Origin of the sequence: Streptococcus sp. IsoGale022 (genome assembly GCF_031142805.1) — a bacterium.
GTDB classification, from domain to species: domain Bacteria; phylum Bacillota; class Bacilli; order Lactobacillales; family Streptococcaceae; genus Streptococcus; species Streptococcus sanguinis_A.
Genome location: NZ_JAKZJI010000001.1, coordinates 256,220 through 275,924 on the forward strand (window position 1 = coordinate 256,220; position 19,705 = coordinate 275,924).

Genomic DNA, 19,705 nt, shown 5'->3' on the forward strand with positions numbered 1-19,705 from the left:
ATTGGGTTGACTTCATGTTTGACTAACTCCTTTTTGAGATGGTTTCTTATTGTTTAGTATTTTAACACAGTATCATAAACCTGTCAAGAAAAAGTCGATATTTTCTGAAAATTTTTAATATGCTGGATTATTTTTTGGGATTTAAAACTATAAATACGAGAAATGAGAAGTAAAGTAAGTCTCACTTCTTCTATTTTTTCAGCAATCGTAGCATAGTTTATTTACTCACTTCATCCAGCTTATTCTGAAAGCGTCTGTTCTCCTGATAGCGAGCTTCTAAAACATCATCTATGCGCTTTTTATATTGCTGATGGTATTGATCCAGATTATCCTCTATTTGAAAAATATAAGGTTGAGCCGCTGTCAAAGGAACCTCTCTACATGCATAAGAAATTGCCTCTAAGAGTTTGTTCGTCTCTCTGTCAAACTTATAGTAGTATGTATCTAAGTCTGTCTCTACTCGCTCAAACTCACGCATTTTTAGAGCATGTTCATCTTCCAGTTCCTGAAGCTTCTTTTTATCCAGCATTGCCTCACCTCCTATCCCTTAATCGGGCTATCCAAAGAAGGCATCTGCATCGTCTGAGTTAGATGAGTTTCAGCAGCTTGCGCTGCCTTCCCTTCAAATCCACCCTTAATATCATTGACATAGTTAGTAGAAGCATAATTTTTCATATCCAAAGCTGCCGCCTGTAGCTGAGCTGCCAGATCTAATCCTTTTGCAAGGATAAGCAGCTCTTTGGCCACTATCAAAGCCTTGATAGCCTGCCTCTCCTGCTCCTTCATCTTTTCTTTAAACTGTCTCTCTAACTCCACTCTAGTTACGAGCGCATCATCATTTGGTATAAGCATTTTCAATAACCCTCCATGATCCTTTCACATCTGCTAAGAGATTATTGAAATCCTCAGCTTGCTGAGTATCGACTGCTGCAAAATCTCCACTAGCTCTGACCAAAGTCGTTCCTAACTGTTCAATCTCTGTCAGGAAGCCTTTTGCGGATGTGTTTGTATTTGTTTCAACCGAATCGTCCCAGTAGTGCTTTATATCAAAATCAATCAATAAACTCTCCACTTCTGAGTCACTCAAATAAGTAGCAAGGCCAGCTGCCTCTGTTCTTGCGTCATTAATTATCTTTTGGACAGATTCCTTGGCATCCGACATTAAAGTTTTGACATGCTTAACTTTATCTTCTATCTCAAAGATAGCCAACTGAGCTGCAGTCTGAAGGAGACGAGCACGAACTAAAATTCTCTCTTCACCTGTAAGATTACCATTTCTAAGCTGTTTCTGATAGCTTGGAATCATCTTCTTGTCCCACTTAATCGACTCTCTACGCGCTTCGTCAATGATAGCTTGATAATCCCGCTTAAATTCATAGAAAGCAGATGTAGAAATACCTGCACGCGCAAAATTTGCTGTTCCAAAAGAAGAAATGTCAACAACAGTATTTATTAACTTTATCGCCTCGTCATCAGTCAAACCTTGCATACGAAGCAAATCTAAAAATTTCGCTTCTAATCTCGCAAGCTTCTCCCCTGCTCTCAGAAGTTCTGGATGAAAATCTTCTGAAGCGACTAAAAATCCCCCCTTGCCGTCTGCCTGAAAAACACCAAAATCATGAGCACTATCAGCCATATAGTCAAAGCGAGTATAATGAAGAGGCACAACTATATGAGCTGTTCCCAATTCCTTACGAGTTGGCTTTTCTCCAGGTTTCTCTAAATTATAGATTGTATTCTCACGATTGAGCATACTAACAATATCAAAAGGATTGACATAGTATTCCACTTTTTCGCTGATTGCTTTAATCCTATCATCATCAACTCCCATTTTTTTCAAACTATCGGTAGTATCCGGTCCATCGAAAAGAACGACCTTTCCAATTTTATCGAATTCTTGTTGACTCAGATTAGCTATTCCTTGAACTGTCACCATAGTCCCCAGCGAGTGGGCTGTAAGATCCATCGTAGCTTGGGGAGCTTTCTCGCTCATTTCTGCAATGGTGGCTTTCATTCCCTCTGTTGCTAGTCTAGCCTGAGGTATATGCGAATCAAATAAAGCAAAATTAGCATCATTAATAAGCCAGTCATTCAGATTTAAAGGCTTAATTCCTTCTTTCTTAACTCTCTCAATATTGAAACCATCACTACCTCGAATAGCCATATAAGTATGCTTTGTATCCTTACCTAAGGTCGGTGTATCTGTTAGAAAATATGCATTAAAACCAACTCTCTCATTAGTTAAACGACCTTTCTGGTAAGGTCCTAAACCTGCTTTCTCTTTATAATCAGCAATTTTCTTATCATTATCATCCACAAAGGGTAAATCCAATCCCTTTTCAACATGCAAATCTGGATCCGGCTGCAGGTAAACTTTGCCATCATTATCGAGTTTCTTACCTCCAGGGGTGATTTCTTTCCCATACACAACATCTTGGGAAAAATCAAATGGGATTGATCCCCCCGAATCTAAGATTTCTTTTCTCTGCTCAGGCAACCTCTCATAAGGGAAAAGGTTTGGGCGTCCCCTATAAGAAGACTGCGCTAAATCTGCATAAAAATTATCAAAGTTTTTTAAATTGCTGTTACTCAAACAAATCACCTCCTATACTTAAAGGGCTAACTATTCCAATAGTATCAATTAGAACTTTTTCATTTTCAATATCAATTACAACACTCCAGCTTGATTTTTCTATATTATTAAAGCCTCCATAAAGCTGAATAATATCCCCTCCGCCTTGCGGTGTTCCATTTCCTATCTGATCCCATTGTGTTTGATCCCAATCAATTTGAACAGTTTCTATCTTAGGATTCAAAGATTTAATATAATCCTCAATATCCTTCTTGTGCTTTTTAAGATAAGCTAACTGTGTTTCATGTGGGTCTTGCTCTTTCTTTTTCTCCTGCTTGGTTCCGTCTGTAAACAAATTTTTATTTTGAACTGTCATGATTGTCCCTCCAATAACTAGAGTAACTATTACTGCTACCACAGATAGAATTGCTATTTGTTTTTGTTTCATCTTCTAGCCTCCTTGTGCATAATAATAAGTTACCATTATTATATCATGAATGCATTAAAAAAATACTTTTGAAAAGTATTCGCGTTAAATTAGAAATTTACAAACTGTGCTAAATCTGCATAAAAATTATCAAATGTTTTTAAATTACTATTACTCATATTTGTCCCATCCCCCATTTTTTAATACACTAGGTGGATTTAGCATTCCAATTAAATCTATCGAAGGGATAGCATTCTCATTTTCTAGCGGAAAATCTACTGTAAAATCAGAATCTTTTATATGATTGAAAGTTCCTTTCAACGATAGATTAAAACCCGCTCCTTGAGGAGTCCCATTCCCTATCTCTTCAACAATTAAACTATCCCAAATAAGCTGAACTGATTCAATCTTTGGATTTTTAGACTTTACAAACTCTATAATTTTCTCCTCATGCTCTTTCAAATAATCCAATTGCTTTTCATGCGGATCTTGCTCTTCCTTTCTCTCCTGCTTGGTTCCGTCTGTAAACAAATTTTTATTTTGAACTGTCATGATTGTTCCTCCAATAACTAGAGTAGCGGTTAGCGCTACGATTGATAGAATAGCTATATTTCTTTTTTTCATCATTTGGCCTCCTTGTAAATATGAGAAAATGACAGACCGCGCTAAATTGCATAAAAATTATCAAAAGTTTTTAAATTACTGTTACTCATAAATATCCCACACATTCCCTTCCAAGATTCTTATCGGCTGCATTTCATAAATAACCAGCTCCTCAGGAACTTCATTTGAATCGTAGTTTAAGGGGATTCCTAATGTAAATTCAGTGTCTTTGTTACTATTTATTCTACCGTCCAAAGTTAAAATATATCCACCGCCTTGTGGGGTGCCGTTCCCTATATCTTCGACTTTCATACTGTCCCAATCAAATTGAACACTTTCAACTTTAGAGTTTAAAGCTTTAACAAAGTCAGCCAACTCTTCTTCATGCTTTTTAAGATAAGCTAGCTGTTTTTCATGTGGATCTTGCTCTTTCTTTTTCTCCTGCTTAGTTCCATGTGTAAACAAATTTTTATTTTGAACTATTATAAATGAACCTATAAATACAAGTATTATTGATACTACAAGTAACGTACTTTTGATAGTCTTCATCTCAAATCATCCTTTCAACTACTGACATTATTATAGCATGGATGGGCTGATAGAATCTCATCTTACCTTTATTGAACAATACTGGAGCAATCAAAAGAAAAACACCTAACTGTTAGTTGGACAATTAATTATTAAGTCACTTCATCTCCTCACATACTGAACACCTCGGAAAAGGAGAAAGGCTGTTAGAATCAGGGAAACAAGCCAGATGGTCTTCAAGAGGTAAAATTGGATCAGATAGGTAGAGATGATGGCTCCGACTACAAAGCTTGCTAACAGGGCTACAAAGAAAAGGCCTTCTTTCAAATCTTTCCCTTCCTTGTTTCGAGCATAGTTGCCAAAAGCTACCATGGTTTTCTTGATATTCCCCGTCATAAAGGAGTTGTTATAGACAATGCCATCCACCTCGCCAAAAGCCGTCGCAACCAGGCCCATGCAGAAAGCCAGTGGCGGCACGATATAGAGATGGGGCACATTTGCTGGCAAAAATCCAACGGCAGCTGTCGTCAATATCAAAGGAAAAACGCTGGACAGTCTGCGCCAAGAATGCTCAAAATGATGCTGAAAAACAGTCATCAAAAAAATCCCCAGCATAAAAGCCAACATAGTTGCCAATTTCACTTCGATTCCTCTTGTCTCTTGATTGATGAGTTCAACCGAAAGGAAAACGACATTTCCCGTCTGACCTGCCACCAAGGTGCCTCCCCTCTCAATGAAGGTATAGGCATCGATAAATCCTGCACAAAAGGTCAAGAGGCAGGCAAAAAATTTTGAACGAGAGTGAAACTCTCTTTTTACAAATTGTTTCATAAATCACCTACAAAATAAGGGAGTGACCAGACTCCGAAAATCATAGATTTCAGTCCGTCCACTTCCCCTTGCTAGATTATATTTCAAAAATCTTGCAGCTACTGCGATCGCCAGATTAACAACTATTATTTCCTCAAATGACAGAGCAGAAAGCTACGTGTGCTAGCCTTCTCTGGCTTCCTTAAGGATTTTTTCAATCTTGGTCGTAATCAGGTCAATAGCCACCTTATTAGAAGCTCCCTCTGGAATGATGACATCCGCATAGCGCTTGGTCGGCTCGATGAACTGATGGTACATAGGCTTAACGACACCCAAATACTGCTCAATAACGCTATCCAAACTGCGACCGCGCTCTTCCATGTCCCGCTTAATCCGGCGGATAATCCGAACATCATCATCTGTGTCCACAAAAATCTTAATATCCATCAAATCTCGCAGGCGCTGGTCCTCTAAGACCAAAATCCCCTCAACGATGAACACATCCTGAGGCTCCTGACGATAGGTCTTTTTACTGCGTGTATGCTCCGTATAGTCATAAGTGGGAATATCCACTGGCCGACCAGCCAAGAGCTCCTTGATCTGCTCAATCATCAGGTCCGTATCAAAGGCAAAAGGATGGTCATAGTTGGTCTTCACCCGCTCCTCAAAAGTCAGATGCGTCTGATCCTTATAGTAGGAGTCATGCTCAATCATGGCAATATTTTCGTTTGGAAAATTAGCCAAAATTGCTCGAGAAACACTGGTCTTTCCGCCTCCGGAACCACCAGTCACACCAATAATAATAGGTCTATTTTGCATTATAAGCTCCATCTCTTGTTATCTTATCTATTTTACCGCAATTCATGTTATAATGAAAGAGCTAAAATAAAAAAAACACATGCTTAAAAATAGAAAAAAGGAGGTTTTTATGTTCAAACTTGGAATCATCGGAACAGGTTCTATTTCTCATGAGTTCATCAAGGCCGCTCACTCAACAGGCGACTATCAGCTGGCAGCAGTCTACTCTCGGACTTTGGCTTCTGCTGAGCGCTTTGTGCAAAACTATGAAAATACAGCCGTCTATACTGAAATGTTGGAATTTCTGTCGTCCGATATTGATGTCGTTTATATCGCCAGTCCCAACAGCCTGCATTTCAAGCATGCCAAGGTAGCCATTCTGGCTCGTAAACATGTCATTGTTGAAAAACCAGCGGTTTCTCGTCCCAAAGAATGGCGAGAATTGGTCAAGTTGGCTGACGAGCATCAAGTCTATCTCTTTGAAGCTGCCCGCAACTATCATGAGCAGGCCTTTGATACGATTAGTGATTTCCTCAAGGACAAGACTGTCTTAGGAGCTAACTTCACCTATGCCAAGTATTCTTCAAAAATGCAAGCTCTGCTTGCGGGAGAGCAGCCCAATGTTTTCTCAGCTAAGTTTTCTGGCGGCGCTTTGATGGATCTGGGTGTCTATCCTGTCTATGCGGCTATCAGACTTTTTAGCCATCCTCGCTTCGCTCGCTACAGTGCCCAACAGCTAGCCAATACGATTGATTTAAATGGAGCCGGCTGTCTTATCTATCCAGATTTTCAAGTTCAGATTCAGGCCGGTAAAAATATAAACAGCAATCTGCCTGCAGAGATTTACACAGATCAGGGAACTCTGACTTTAGACGGGATTGAATTTATCAGCTCTGCTATTTTCCAAAATCTGGACGGTCAAGAGGAGGTACTGCCTATCCAGCGTGCTTCTCACACCATGCTGGAAGAGGCTCAGGCTTTCGCACGAGTGCTCAAGGGTGGACAGGATGCGGCTTACGAGAAATGGTTGGATGCGGCAGCGGCTGTTCATGAAAGCTTATTTGCCATGCGCAAGGACGCTGGCATTAGATTTGAGGTTGATGATGATTAAGGAACAATTTCCCCCGAGCTGGCAAAATCAGCTGGCTCAGCTAGGCTTTGAAAATTTGACAGCTATTCAAGAGAAGATGTTTGGGCCTATTTCTGCAGGCGATACCGTGCTGGGAATCAGTCCGACTGGTACTGGTAAAACTCTGGCCTATCTCTTTCCAAGTCTGCTTAGACTAACACCTAAAAAAGCCCAACAACTCTTGATTTTAGCTCCTAATACTGAGTTAGCTGGACAAATCTTTGAGGTCTGCAAGACTTGGGCGGAGCCTTTAGGTCTGACAGCTCAACTCCTGCTCTCCGGTTCCAGTCAGAAGCGACAAATCGAGCGCCTTAAGAAAGGTCCGGAGATTATCATTGGAACGCCTGGGCGGATTTTCGAGTTGGTCAAGCTCAAGAAAATCAAGATGATGAATGTTGAAACCATCATTTTAGATGAATTTGACCAGCTGCTCAGCGATTCTCAGTATCACTTTGTAGATAAAATCACCCACTATGCGCCTCGTGACCACCAGCTGGTATATATGAGCGCCACTGCTAAGTTCGACCACGATAAGATTGCTGAAAACACTCTAGAAATCAGCATTGACGACCAAGTTTTGGACAACATCCAGCACTTTTACATGCAAGTCGAAAAACGTGATAAGGTGGACTTGCTCCGCAAGTTATCCAATGTTGAAGATTTCCGTGGACTGGTCTTCTTCAACGCTCTGTCAGACCTGGGCAGTGCCGAAGAAAAACTCCAGTATCGTGAAGCCAACGCCGTTTCTCTGGCCAGCGATGTCAACGTTAAGTTCCGCAAGGTGATTTTGGATAAGTTCAAAGAACACCAGATTACTCTCTTGCTAGCCACTGACTTGGTTGCTCGTGGCATTGATATTGACTCGCTAGAATGTGTCGTCAATTATGAGCTTCCGCGCGATTTAGAAACCTATACCCATCGCTCTGGCCGAACCGGCCGCATGGGCAAGGAAGGCTACGTCATCACCCTCATCAGCCATCCTGAAGAACTGAAAACTTTGAAAAAATACGCCACCGTCCGAGAAATTATATTAAAAAATCAAGAACTTTATGTAACGAGTTAAACTGAAAAAGCTTTGGAAATCTAATGTTTCCAAAGCTTTTTGCTTTTACTCATTGCCAACAACGATTTCAAACATCTAACCCCAAGGACCGTCTTAGTCTCTGCCGTAATAAATACGATGCGGCTCTATTTGGCCTTCCAGCAGCTCATCGACCGTTACCAAAGTATAGCCGTTACTCTTCAGATATTCGAGGACACTTGGCAGAGCGTCAATACTGGTCTGGTGAATATCATGCATGAGGATAATTGAACCTGGCTGGGTTTTAGCAATCTCTTGCATAATAGCTTTAGTATTGCGTGTCTTCCAGTCTAGACTGTCCACATTCCACATGATAAAGGACTGGTCAACCGAATTTTGGATTGTAGCATTAATAGCTCCATAAGGAGGCCGCGTAATCGTTGGCTTGATGCCTATGACATTGTTAATAGCGGTCTGGGTATCAAGGATTTCTTTTTGGGCTGACTCCAGAGGTAGTTTGGTTAAGACTGGATGGTCCCATGTATGAATCCCAATCTGATGACCTTCATTGTGCACGCGCTTGACAATCGCTTCATTACCAGCAATGTTTTGCCCAACCATAAAGAAGGTCGCCTTGGCACCATATTTCTTGAGGATATCCAGAGCCTGCGGTGTTGTCTTAGGATCAGGACCGTCATCAAAGGTCAGAGCAACCATTTTCACATGCTTCTTAGCCTCAAAACTCTGATAAGCTGCCAAGTCATCGCCAGTCAGATAGTCCGCATTGATCTGGTCATAGAAGCTAGATAAAGGAACGTCAATACTGGTTAAGCCTTGCACTTCCTTGCTCAATTTAATAGAAAAATGGCTGTACTCATAACGGAAGGACCACTGGCCCAACTCCGTTCCATTGAGGGTGTTGAGAATTTCCGTCTGCACCGCCTCATCGACCTGTCTAAAGGTCAGCTGGCTGGATATTTCGTTGATGAAGATTTCCTTAGCTGCATCGGGATCCTGAAAGAGCTTATCCAGAGTGAAACGGCTGCCGTCTGCACCAAGGTAGCTGTCAGCAACTTCCCGCTCTTCTCCTTTACTGATTTTCATCTCTTTGACATGATAGTCCTTGCGATGCACCAGTACTTCTTTGACATCCTTCAGGCTCGTTTCTTTTTCCTCAGCATAGTAGAAGGTCAATTCTTCAATCTTATCGCCCTTCTTCTGATTATCCTTAATCGTCTGGCTATCTGCGTCCATCTGCTCCTTGACGCTTGCCATAACCTGACCATCCAGCAGAGGATAGAAGGACTCCACATAGTGGCTGCCAATCATCTTGCTCTGCTTTTCAGTATTTTCAGCGTGGAAGGTCTCTTCTTGGGCAATCAGTACACTAACCTTCTCTTGCAGTTCCTTTTCTTGGAAAATAGCGTAAATTTTTACAGCACCCAGAAATAGAGCAGCAACAAAAGCTAAACCTAGCAAACTGAGAACAATGAGTGTTTTCTTACCGTGTTTCTTGTTATTTTGTCTTTTCATACACCTGTCCTAAATGAATAAAAATCATCATTTATCTTGCAAAATTAACTGCAGCTAGATGTTAGAGACTCTTCTCACGAATGACTTCCACCTTGTAGCCATCAGGATCTTTTACAAAATAATAATTAGGCGGGTTGCCAGGAAGGCCCTTTGGATCTGTCACTTCATAGCCTTTGGCCTTGTGCTCAGCGTGCAGACCTTCCAAGTCTGGCGTGCTAAGTGCCACATGAGCAAAGCCGTCCCCAATCACATAAGGACCATGGTCATAGTTATAGGTCAGTTCAAGCTCATAATCATCGCCTTCCAAACCTAGATAAACGATAGTAAACTGATAATCTGGAAAATCCTTGCGGCGCAGCTCCTTAAAGCCAAAAGCCTCTGCATAAAAAGCGATAGACGCTTCCAAATTCTCAACACGCAAACAAGTATGTAACATTTTTGATGCCATAATTTCACCTCATTCTTTCTTGTTTATTATTATACCCTATTTTAGGCAAAACTTATATTAAATTTTTAAAAAAGTAAGTAGAAGCCAGATAAAAAGCAAGCCATTAAGGCCTGCTAAGAATTGTTTTTCAAAAAATGTTCAATGAAGTCGCTATACGAATTCCATTGAGGCATGGGAATGCTTTCCTTTTCAGCACTTCTTTTGATTTCAAAATATTGATCAACCCACTCGGCATAGCCTGAATGCATATGATTTGTGACCATTTCGGCAACCAAAGGCTGACTCAACATGAACTTCATTACTGGAACCAAGAGAAATAAGGGCAGGGATAGATATTTAGTAGGTTTATAACGATGTTTAGGAATGCCATATCGCTGACAGAGTTCTAAACCTTCTCGCCAAGCGCAAATCATCTTTCGAATTGCTTTTTTATCTTTCAAGAGTGCATCAAAAGTCCCCGCTTCTGCAACTGCACCTGCCATTACCGCCTCCTGAAGGCAGTGAACCTTCATCCAAGAAGCCAAGTTAGGCATAGCATCAATGCCTATCCCACTAGCTGTGAAGATAGGAGACAACTCTGCTGTGTAAGAATCATCATCAAGTAACGTAGCTTCTTTGAAAATGATAGCTTGGATCCGACCATCACTCTTTCGCCCTCCTCCAACAGAAGAAGGAAAAGCTAACGACACCTTCTTTCTTTTCAAATAAGAAGGAATCTTGGAGTTGATATTCCAGTTATTCTGTAAAATAAGTAAATGAGCTTTTTCCTTTATATCCGCCAAATGATTCAATGCCTGCTCTAGTTGCAAACTATTTACCGTTAAGAGAATCAAGTCATAGTCTTGAGCGATACTCGTCACCAATGGCGGCTGGAAATGATGTTCTTTATAGACCTGTTCGTCTTTCCTTAAATCTTTAATAGAAAGTGTGAAGCCTTGCTCTAAAGTCGACAGCTTATGCTCTCTAACTAAGACAGTAACTTGATGTTGATTAGAAAGTAACCAAGCGTATGTCAAACCGATTGTACCAGCACCATAAACCAAAATGTTCATATTAGGCCTCTCCCACTATTTAACAGAACGCTTTTTCGTTTCTTTCAATAGCAGTTTAACTTCAAAGACCGTACCTTTTGGTTTGTTGTCCTTGACATAAATAGAGCCCTTGAAAGCATCGACAATCTGCTTGGCCAGAGAAAGCCCCAGACCAAAGCCACCTTTCTGACGGGTCCGAGCCTTGTCCACCCGATAAAAGCGATCAAAAATCTTCTTCTTATCTTCATCGCTGATACCAGGGCCATTGTCCGCCACTCGGAAAATAAGGTAACGATCTGTCGAAGTAGCCATGACACTGATTACACCATCATCATCTGTATACTTGATAGCATTATCAAATAGAATAGTCATCAGTTGTTTGAGAAAAATTTGATCGGTCACAATAGGGTGCTTGATCATATTTTCTGAATGAAAGGCTTTTTTATTCTCCCTTGCGATAATACAGTAATTAGCAAAGGTCGTATCAAAAAATTCTGGTTCAACTTCACCATATTGAGGCTTGATGCCATCATCACGACGAGCCAGATTGAGCAGGTTGGTCGTCAGCAAGCGCATATTCCGTACTTCATCCAAGCTAGAAGCAATATTTTCACTGCTCTGCATAATTGTAGCTTCAGGCTTACGAAAAAGCGTCTCTAAGCGGCTCTGCAATACTGCCAGAGGAGTCCGCAGCTCGTGACTGGCATTTTCCACGAAAGCCTTCTGCTTCTGGATACTTTCCAGCAAGGGCTTAACACTCATCCGAGCCAGATAGATACTGGCAATCAGGGAAATTCCCCAAAAGCTGACCATGACCATGGCAATCAACTGCTCATGCTTGCCGCTGGTCTGCTCCAGCTGACTGATACTAGTCATGACCACAGCATACTTGATATCAGGATACTCATTATTAGGGTCAATATCAAAGAGATAAGCCCGATAGCTTTCTGTCTGGCCAAAGCTGTTGCCAATCACAATTTCCTTAATCTGATTCAAATAGGACTTGTTAAAGTCCAAAGAATTAAAGTCCAGAAAGCCATCGCTCTTGCTGGTGGAAATATTCTTATAATTATCATCTAAAAGCAGGGCGAAAGTATTAGAACTGAAATTTGGCGTTGTCAGATTGTCAGGCTTAGGTTCTTCGTTTGGATCGCCATCTGGCTCTTTACTGCTTTTAGGACTTTTAGTGTTGACCTTATTGCTCGGATCAGACTGCTGACCTGTCGTCCGATAGGCCAAATCTGCTACCGAACTAGGATCATTACTCAGGTTTTTCAGATTTTCATCAACAGACGTATAAAGGCTGGAGCGCATAACCTGAATAATAATCAAGGTCATGGCTGAGAAGATTAATGTAAACAGCCCAAAATAGCGAATGAAATAAGAGAAATCATCCGCATAAAAGGTCTTCTTGATTTTATTCAGCATCTTTTAAAATGTAGCCGACACTACGAAGAGTATGTAGGTTTTTCGCAAATGCCGTTCCTTTCAGTTTTTTACGAATCTTGGAAACGTACACTTCAACAACGGAAACAGTGGTATCACTGTCAAAGCCCCACAGACGGTCAAAAATTTGAGTCTTAGGCAAGATTACATTTTGATTTTGCAAGAAATAAACCAAGAGGTCGAACTCTTTACCAAGCAACTCAACGTCTTTACCGTCTTTCAATGTTGAATTTGTGGATAGATTAACTGTCACATCACCATAAGAAAGGGTATTCTCGTTGAATTTACCAGCACGTTTCAAGAGCGCCTGGATCCGCATTTTCAGTTCTTCCAAATAGAAAGGTTTTGTCAGATAGTCATCAGCCCCAAGTTCAAAGCCGTGTCCTTTATCATCCAAGCTTTCCTTAGCTGTCATGATGAGAACAGGGGTTGTGACTCCTTTTGCCCGGAGATCTTTCAGCACTTGGAAACCATCCTTCTCGGGCAGCATGAGATCCAGCAAGATGAGGTCATAAACACCGCTCTCTGCTTCATATAGACCTTCCTCGCCATCAAAAACCTGCATTACATCTGCAAAATCATCCAAAAAATCGAAAACTGAGTTTGACAGTCCAAGGTCATCTTCTACCAATAGAATTTTAATCATCTTTCTTTCCTCCAATAAAACGTTCCAAGATTATGTCTTTTGGTTTTTGTTTTATTTGCTATTCTTATTATATCATGACTTGGGTCAAAATCAGTAAGTTTTTCTACGACTGCGACGTTTTATTTTCTTTTGTCGACTTATTATTGTTCTTGTCCGATTGTTCATTTGTGTTCGTTGAAGACTTTTTCTTGTTTTTCTTCCCGTTGTCATTTTGCTGAGCAGAAGAATCCTTGCTCTTGTCCTTGCCCGACTGCTGACCGTCTTGAGGCGGCATTCCTTGGTCTTGACCGTTTTGTCCTGAACCACCATCCTGCGGCGGCATGCCATTACCCGGTCCGCCGTTTTGACCATTCTGACCTGGTTGCGGAGGCATGCTATTTCCTGCATCCTGACCATTTTGTCCCTGCTCTGGTGCTCCAGGCACAGTAGCTGGCTGTTGAATAGCTGATTGCTGACTGTTTGTACTGTGAATAGCTGTCGCAAGACCATAACCGCCCAGAAGTCCGACTGCTAGAGCACTACCCGTTGCAACCGTCAGCCACCATTTGGTACTTTTTTCTACAACAATCATTTTTTCCATATCCATTAAATCTATTACCTTCTTTCTTTTTTAATTTTTCTGACTCATTCTATCAAGCAAGAAGTTAGTGCAGCTTACAAGTCATCCAATACACATCCTTTCACTAGAATAGCATTATCATATAGTTTTTTACTTAAACAGGACTGAATTTTTTCTTAAAAAAGGCTGAAAGATAGGGAAAATGGATTATGAAAAGTGTTTTTTCAATATACGGCTATATTTATCTAATAAAAGAAAATCGGTTAATCTTGAAGACAGAAGATTGAGTTTAGCAAACAAAGATGCTCCTCGCCCCATTAGAATGACTCTTTGATGAGACTTAATACCTTTTAGTAAAGCCAGACAAACTTCGTCTGTAGTTGAAATCTTAATTCCCATCTCTTCCCAAACAGGTTGGTAAGGTTTTTCTGAGGGCGTGTCCGCAGCATTGGGACAAAAATAGGTTAAATACATCTTTTTCTGCTCCTGTTTTAATTCGCGATTCATTGATTCAATAAAAGAAAAAATCCCTGCGCGACTAGCAACATCTACGCTATAGTAAGGGAAAGCAAGCCGCCCATCTGCAAAACCGCCAGAATGCACAATTGTCGCACCTTTTTCATTTGCTAATAAGGGCAGAAAAAACTTGCTAATCAGAATGGCGCCAGATAAATTGATCAATAGTGTCTGCTCTATGTCCTCAAGGGAATGCGCTGACAAAGACTTTCTTACATCAAAACCAGTTGCATTGATAACAATATCTATACATTCCGACCACTCTTGTATCTCTGATACTACATTTTTTAGAGACTCTTCACTTGTAATATCCACTGAGCTTATTGGAATAAAAGACGAAAATTCTTGCACAAACATCGTTAACTTCTCTGTATCTCTTCCTAAGAGATATAACCTAGCACCTGCTTGATGAAAAGCTCGTGTATAGACTCTTCCCAAACTACCACTTGCACCAATAATTACAACCTTTTTATTTTTAAAATAATTATCAAACATATAATTCTCCATTCTCTAGTGAGTCTTTTGTGATAAATTTAATAAAACAAGTCCGACAATAACTAGACTTATCCCTAAAAGACTTACAACTGTTACTTTTTCGTGCCAAAGCAGAATAGATAATATCGTTGTCCCTACTAGACCTATTGCAGACCAAATAGCGTAAGCTAGATTTAACTGAATGCCCTTTAAAGATAGAGATAAAAAGAAAAAGCACAAGCCATAAAACATCAAAGCAAGGCAACCGAAAAATAACTTTGAAAAACCTTGAGATAGTTTTAAAAGACTTGTGGCGGCAATTTCAAATAGAATTGCGAGAGATAAATAAAAATAGTAAAACATTGTTTTCCTCCTAATATTCTAAATAACTAAAAAGTTAGCAGGAAAATCAATAGAACTATCCGAGAGATGAAACAAAGCAAGTCCAAAGTGTACAGGCATTTGTCAAAATCATTGATTTTATGCTCGAATCTTTGGAGATAGATAAAGCATTTCGACCACATAGCTCATCTAATGAAATCTGGTAAAAATCGGCTAGACGAATAAGACTTACACTATCTAGAATCGTCTTATCATTTTCCCAGTTCGAGATGGTCTGCCGAGTCGTCCCTAGTGATTCTGCAATCTGAGCTTGACTATAGCCTTTTTGCTCCCGTATAAACTTCAATTGTTTTCCTAACATTATCTTTTCCTCCTCATCATACTTATTTTTTAGTTGTTTGGCTAGATGAAATTCTTTAACATTAGTGATTATTGTAAGTAAAAATTCTTTGACATGGCTATTATAACACGATTTACGTTCATCTTAAAATACTTGCCTATCTAAAACACTTGATACATCTATCAACCATTTCCTCAAAAAATCCTCAGTAAAAAAGACTGGGACAAAATTGTCTCAGTCTTGATTTATCATGTTCAAAAGCTCTTGATGCAGGAGCTACTTATCTTTTTACGACTCTTTCTTAGAAGAACGGAAGCCAGCTGAAGCTAGCAAGGCCGCAAAGCCAAGATAAGTTAGAAGAGCACTCGAACTGCTTCCAGTTTTAGGCAGTTGCCCTTGAGTGGTTTGGTAGCTGACAGATAGCTGCATCTTACTTGGTTGTTTACTTGCAGATCTTTGATGTTGCCAAGTCTGGTTTGAAAGAGGCTCAAATTTCTGCGCTGTTTGAACAGTAATTTCTGCAGGAGGTGTTGAAACACTAACCTGATTGGACTCTATCCGGTATTGATTATTAATCAGCAAGCTGAAATGATTGGTATAAGTTCTGCCTGGATACAAGAGTCGACCGACTGCTGCTAGAGCTAGGGTCTCGGTCGCAGAATTCAAGTCAGCATTGTAGCGTTCAAGCAGACCTGGTGCAGCAACAAAAGTCAAGACTCTGGTGCTTGGGTCATAAGAAACCTCGTAACCAGGACTTTTCGCTCTGGTTGCTTCTAGATCCAATTCAAAACCTTCTGGCAGGCGATCTTCCAATACGAAAGAATGAATTGGCAGGCGATAAGCAGGCAAAGCATCCGTTACCAGATTAAGGACAGCAAAACTTCCCTGGCTAACCTCTTGTTGATGAATATTCTTCTTGGACTCATTCTCCACCTCTTCTCTGACTTTTAACTGGATAAAGAGCTGGTTAAAGTGATAAGTTTGAGTCGGCGCTTGCGGACGGCTTGGCAAAGCTTGATAGCTAGGCTCAGCCGGCTTTTGAGGAAGCTCCTTATAGTTTGGTTTGTCAGGCTCCTCTATCAGAGGCAGGTCACTTTCTCTGACAGGTGCCTGAGGCTCAGGCTGAAGAACTGGTTCTTGTGGGAGCTGGGGTTCCTGTAGATAGCGTGGCTCCTGAGGCAGGTCCTCTAAAGCAATTTCTTCTTCATAAGCAGGCGATTTCGGACCTTCTCCCGTGCTTGCTTCAGGATCTTTTTGAGGTTTTCCTGGTTCTTTCAAATAAGATGGTCGTTGTGGTTCCTGTGGCAGTGGTTTTTCAACCGATTCTTGCGGAAGGCTCAGCAAGGGCTGCTCCTTCTCATAGGTTGGCTCTTCAACTGCAGTCGGCTCTGTCAATAGAGAAGGGGAGCTAGGTTCTTCTGGCACTTCCTGATAAACTGGCTTTTGAGGTTGAAGCGGCTCAGGCAGATAAGTTGGCTCTTGAGGAAGAATTGCCAGATCTCTTTCTGGTAGGACTGCTGGCTCCTCAGGCCGATTTGGAAGAGGAAGAGGCTGAGTTTCTGTCGGCTGGCTAGGAAGTTCTTGATAGGCCGGCTGAGCTGGCTCTTCTGGCAAAGGTTGATAGACTGGCTGACTCGGAAGAGGCTGCAAGGCCTTGACTTCCTCATAAGCCGGTTCCTGAGGTTGAGCAACTTCTGTCGGAGCAACAGGCTTGATTGGAACACCTTTGGCTTTAATATCTGAGTTAAATACAAACCAAGCAGAACCCCGATTTCGTGAACCAATATCAAAGGAAATGACATCTCCCTGTGCCTTACCTACGATAGCGCCATACCAGTTATAAGGACTGTTCGGCGAGTCCCATTTGTTATACTCAAAGCGAGAGCCTTCCCGCTCAAAGTTAATTGAAATATCAGCGTGAACACTAGTATCTGGGTGAACATTAATGGCAGAACCTGTAATAGGAATATATTCACCATTAAAATTCTTGATATATTCAATTGCAACTTTGTTCGTATTTAAAGATGAGAAGCTGACAAGCGAGCCTGTCATATCAAGCCTTTCTCCAGCCTCATCGAAAAACTCCGCTTGGACATTGACCCGAGAATGGCCATAAAAATCCAAGGTCCAGACAGTCAAGGTCGGATCCTTAACTAAGAAAACTGGAAGCTTATCCTGACTCTTCGTTGATTCTTTCAGAGTATAAGTGTAGACAACTTTAGCGATTTTCTTTCCTTGAATACTGGAATTTTTGATATTGGTATAAGTAGCTACCAGAGGAACATCTTTTTGTAAAATGACTTTAGTCTGATGTTCTTTCCCTTTTAAAACACTGGTCAAAGCAGTTATTCCTTGTTGATCCATTCCCCAAGAACGAACCTCATCAGTCAGCTCATCATTGGTATAGGTTCTAATAGAGGGATCAAGCGTCAAGACAGCCTGGGGCTCAGATTTGAAAACAAAAGGCTGGCTTTCAACCTTACTGAGATAGCCTTCTTCATTTTTCTTAGCTTCAGCTTCCTGCAACTCTCTCTCAAAAGTTACAAGAGCTGCATCATACTTAGTTTTGGCTGTATCATAGGCAGCTTTTGCCTTCTTATATTCTTCCAAGAGCTTATCATAGTCAGATTTTAGGCGGGCATTTTTTTCCTTAATGCTTGCATTTTCCTGCTCAATCACTGCGTTCTGTGCTGAAATAGAAGCAAGGTTTGCCTCATAATCTTCTTTTAGCCTTTGATTTTCTGCTTCAATCCTTGCAAGATTTGCTTGGTATGTCGCTAAGTCTGCCTGATAAGCAGCTAGTTTATTCTTGTTTTCTGTCTCAATCCGAGCAGTCGCCTCCTGGTAGGTAAGCAAGGCTTTCTCATATGCTTCTCGACTTTTCTGATTGCTTTCGGTGATTCGAGCCACATCCTGCTCATATTGAGCTAATTGATTTTTATAAAGCTCTTGTTTTTCCTGATTTTGCTGACGAATCTGGGCGTTTTCAGCTTCAATGGCAGCATTACGGGCTATTACTTCTGCTTTTTCTGTCTCATAGGCAGTTTGCCGCTTCTTATTTTCAGCTTGGACACGCTCAAGTTCAGATTGATAGGCAGTCAAAGCTGCTTGATGATCTCTCGCTTTGGCATCATTGGCCGCCTCGATTTCAGAGCGATTCTTTTGATAAGCAGCTAATTTGCTCTCATAGTCTTTCTCTGCCGCTTGATTTTTTTGACGAATCTCAGCCAATCGCTCTTGATAAGCAGCTAAATCAGCCTGATACTGCTCCTTTAAGGCTATATTTTTCTTCTGAACAGCTAGATTTTGGGCCTCAATCTCTTTGTTCTGCTCTTGGATTTTAGCCAAGGATGTCTCATAAGATTGTTTTGCAGCTTGATTGTCTCTTTGAATGCGTTCTACTTCCTGCTTGTAAGCCCTTAAATCTGACTGATACTGCTGTTCTAGCTCGGCATTGTCTTTCTGAACTCTAGCCAACTCTTTCTCATAATCAGCCATGGCTGCTTGATAAACAGCTTCTTTTTCTGCCTTAACCTGAGCCAATATGGAAACCTCAGTTTCATACCGTTTGACTGCTTCCTGATAGGCCTTTTCAGCGGCCTGATTTCGTTCTGCAATGGCTGCATTTTCTGCTTGGGCTGCTTTGTTGTGAGTTGAGACCTGAGCAAGCTTTTCTTCATAGCGACGCTTTGCTTCTGCATTCTTCTCCTGAGTAGCTTTCAGCTCTGTAGCATAGCTCTCCATAGCATTTTGGTAGTCTGCTTTCGCTTGAGCATTTTCCTGTAAAATCCGTGAACGCTCCTCTAGATAGGCTGCTAAAGCTGCTTGATAGGAGGCTTCTTTCTCTTGATTGATTTTTACTATACGGTTCAATTCTGCTTGATAAGCAGCCCGTTTCTGTTCATAGTCTGCCTGAAGCTGAGCATTTTCAGCTTGAATACGACTGGACTCTTGTTCATAGGAAGCTAAAGCCTTGTCATATTGGTTTTTCAAGACTTGATTGTCAGACTCTTTCTGACTGAGTTCTTTCTCATAAGTCTTCAGTTGCTCTTGATAAGCTGCTGTGGTTTCACGTATTTCCTTGACTTGGGTCGCATAATCTGCTAGCGCTGTCTCCCGTTTACTAGCAGCTTCTTCTGGATTTCTAGCTGTTCCTAAATCAACAGTCGGCTCCTGCTTTAGCTGAACTCCTGCTTTCTCGGCCTCTGCCAAAGCTTGGTCCATTTCTGCATGAGAAACCTCCAAAGGAAGCTTATCTTGACTTACAGGCTCTGACTGAGTAGGGGCAGCAGTTGGCTGGGACGCTTTGGTTGGCGAAAGAGCAGCTTCAGAAAGGGCAGACTGATCTGCTGCTGAAGATATCTTCTCCTCCGCCTGAACTGATCCGGCAGCTACCAACAAAGCCGCACCTAAAACAGCTCCGCACAAGCCCTTAGAAAGACGGCTCTTGCGGAAGCCATAGACTATTTTCTTTTCCATATA

The 19,705-nt window shown here is 41.2% G+C and carries 20 protein-coding genes; 2 read left to right on the top strand and 18 right to left on the bottom strand.

What is annotated here, in order from left to right; all coding sequences use genetic code 11:
- Window positions 1–217 precede the first annotated feature (217 nt).
- From RG608_RS01140 to udk, 8 genes are all read right to left on the bottom strand, one after another.
- Window positions 218–529, bottom strand: coding sequence for a hypothetical protein (locus RG608_RS01140; protein WP_002933992.1), 312 nt, complete (start codon window positions 527–529; stop codon window positions 218–220).
- 11 nt (window positions 530–540) lie between these two features.
- A complete protein-coding gene (locus RG608_RS01145; protein ID WP_002900542.1) occupies window positions 541–852 on the bottom strand; it encodes a hypothetical protein in 312 nt (103 codons plus the stop codon).
- Window positions 836–2,593 (bottom strand): DUF2974 domain-containing protein, encoded by a 1,758-nt coding sequence (locus tag RG608_RS01150; RefSeq protein ID WP_308946442.1) that lies wholly within the window; start codon window positions 2,591–2,593, stop codon window positions 836–838. The genes RG608_RS01145 and RG608_RS01150 overlap by 17 nt, the downstream gene beginning before the upstream one ends.
- On the bottom strand, window positions 2,586–3,020 hold the full coding sequence (locus RG608_RS01155; RefSeq protein ID WP_268686582.1) for a hypothetical protein: 435 nt from the start codon (window positions 3,018–3,020) through the stop codon (window positions 2,586–2,588). Before RG608_RS01155 ends, RG608_RS01150 begins: the two co-directional genes overlap by 8 nt.
- Before the next feature lie 150 nt (window positions 3,021–3,170).
- The gene (locus tag RG608_RS01160; protein WP_268686581.1) at window positions 3,171–3,626 is read right to left on the bottom strand and encodes a hypothetical protein; all 456 of its coding nucleotides are present in this window, start codon (window positions 3,624–3,626) and stop codon (window positions 3,171–3,173) included.
- Between the two features lie 78 nt (window positions 3,627–3,704).
- Window positions 3,705–4,151, bottom strand: a complete 447-nt coding sequence (locus RG608_RS01165) for a hypothetical protein (protein WP_268686580.1) — start codon at window positions 4,149–4,151, stop codon at window positions 3,705–3,707.
- A 141-nt stretch (window positions 4,152–4,292) separates the two neighbouring features.
- Complete coding sequence (locus RG608_RS01170) at window positions 4,293–4,961, bottom strand: YoaK family protein (RefSeq protein ID WP_308946443.1); 669 nt, start codon at window positions 4,959–4,961, stop codon at window positions 4,293–4,295.
- A 162-nt stretch (window positions 4,962–5,123) separates the two neighbouring features.
- On the bottom strand, window positions 5,124–5,759 hold the full coding sequence (udk, locus tag RG608_RS01175) for a uridine kinase (protein WP_032909529.1): 636 nt from the start codon (window positions 5,757–5,759) through the stop codon (window positions 5,124–5,126).
- Between the two features lie 79 nt (window positions 5,760–5,838).
- Here udk and RG608_RS01180 point away from each other — a divergent pair, with 79 nt between their 5' ends.
- Window positions 5,839–6,849, top strand: coding sequence for a Gfo/Idh/MocA family protein (locus RG608_RS01180; protein ID WP_268686578.1), 1,011 nt, complete (start codon window positions 5,839–5,841; stop codon window positions 6,847–6,849).
- Window positions 6,839–7,930 (top strand): DEAD/DEAH box helicase, encoded by a 1,092-nt coding sequence (locus tag RG608_RS01185; RefSeq protein ID WP_268686577.1) that lies wholly within the window; start codon window positions 6,839–6,841, stop codon window positions 7,928–7,930. Before RG608_RS01180 ends, RG608_RS01185 begins: the two co-directional genes overlap by 11 nt.
- A 93-nt stretch (window positions 7,931–8,023) precedes the next feature.
- Here the strand turns inward: RG608_RS01185 and RG608_RS01190 are convergent, their stop codons facing one another.
- The 10 genes from RG608_RS01190 to RG608_RS01235 all read right to left on the bottom strand — a co-directional run bounded on the left by RG608_RS01190 (window position 8,024) and on the right by RG608_RS01235 (window position 19,702).
- Window positions 8,024–9,421, bottom strand: coding sequence for a polysaccharide deacetylase family protein (locus RG608_RS01190; protein WP_268686576.1), 1,398 nt, complete (start codon window positions 9,419–9,421; stop codon window positions 8,024–8,026).
- A gap of 61 nt (window positions 9,422–9,482) precedes the next feature.
- Window positions 9,483–9,869 carry a VOC family protein gene (locus RG608_RS01195; protein ID WP_002895748.1) on the bottom strand — a complete coding sequence of 129 codons (387 nt, stop codon included), beginning with the start codon at window positions 9,867–9,869 and terminating at the stop codon, window positions 9,483–9,485.
- Between the two features lie 113 nt (window positions 9,870–9,982).
- The gene (locus RG608_RS01200) at window positions 9,983–10,921 is read right to left on the bottom strand and encodes a ketopantoate reductase family protein (protein ID WP_268686575.1); all 939 of its coding nucleotides are present in this window, start codon (window positions 10,919–10,921) and stop codon (window positions 9,983–9,985) included.
- Between the two features lie 15 nt (window positions 10,922–10,936).
- Entirely contained in the window at window positions 10,937–12,328 is a 1,392-nt protein-coding gene (locus RG608_RS01205) for a cell wall metabolism sensor histidine kinase WalK (RefSeq protein WP_124764847.1), read from the bottom strand.
- Entirely contained in the window at window positions 12,318–12,992 is a 675-nt protein-coding gene (locus tag RG608_RS01210; RefSeq protein ID WP_002895755.1) for a response regulator transcription factor, read from the bottom strand. Before RG608_RS01210 ends, RG608_RS01205 begins: the two co-directional genes overlap by 11 nt.
- Before the next feature lie 103 nt (window positions 12,993–13,095).
- The gene (locus RG608_RS01215; protein ID WP_268686573.1) at window positions 13,096–13,578 is read right to left on the bottom strand and encodes a hypothetical protein; all 483 of its coding nucleotides are present in this window, start codon (window positions 13,576–13,578) and stop codon (window positions 13,096–13,098) included.
- Between the two features lie 180 nt (window positions 13,579–13,758).
- Window positions 13,759–14,574, bottom strand: a complete 816-nt coding sequence (locus tag RG608_RS01220) for an SDR family oxidoreductase (protein WP_268686572.1) — start codon at window positions 14,572–14,574, stop codon at window positions 13,759–13,761.
- Window positions 14,575–14,577: 3 nt separating this feature from the next.
- Window positions 14,578–14,904, bottom strand: a complete 327-nt coding sequence (locus RG608_RS01225; protein WP_268686571.1) for a multidrug efflux SMR transporter — start codon at window positions 14,902–14,904, stop codon at window positions 14,578–14,580.
- A 55-nt stretch (window positions 14,905–14,959) separates the two neighbouring features.
- Entirely contained in the window at window positions 14,960–15,244 is a 285-nt protein-coding gene (locus RG608_RS01230) for a helix-turn-helix domain-containing protein (protein WP_002906772.1), read from the bottom strand.
- A 267-nt stretch (window positions 15,245–15,511) separates the two neighbouring features.
- Window positions 15,512–19,702, bottom strand: a complete 4,191-nt coding sequence (locus tag RG608_RS01235; protein ID WP_268686570.1) for a GbpC/Spa domain-containing protein — start codon at window positions 19,700–19,702, stop codon at window positions 15,512–15,514.
- Window positions 19,703–19,705: the final 3 nt, after the last annotated feature.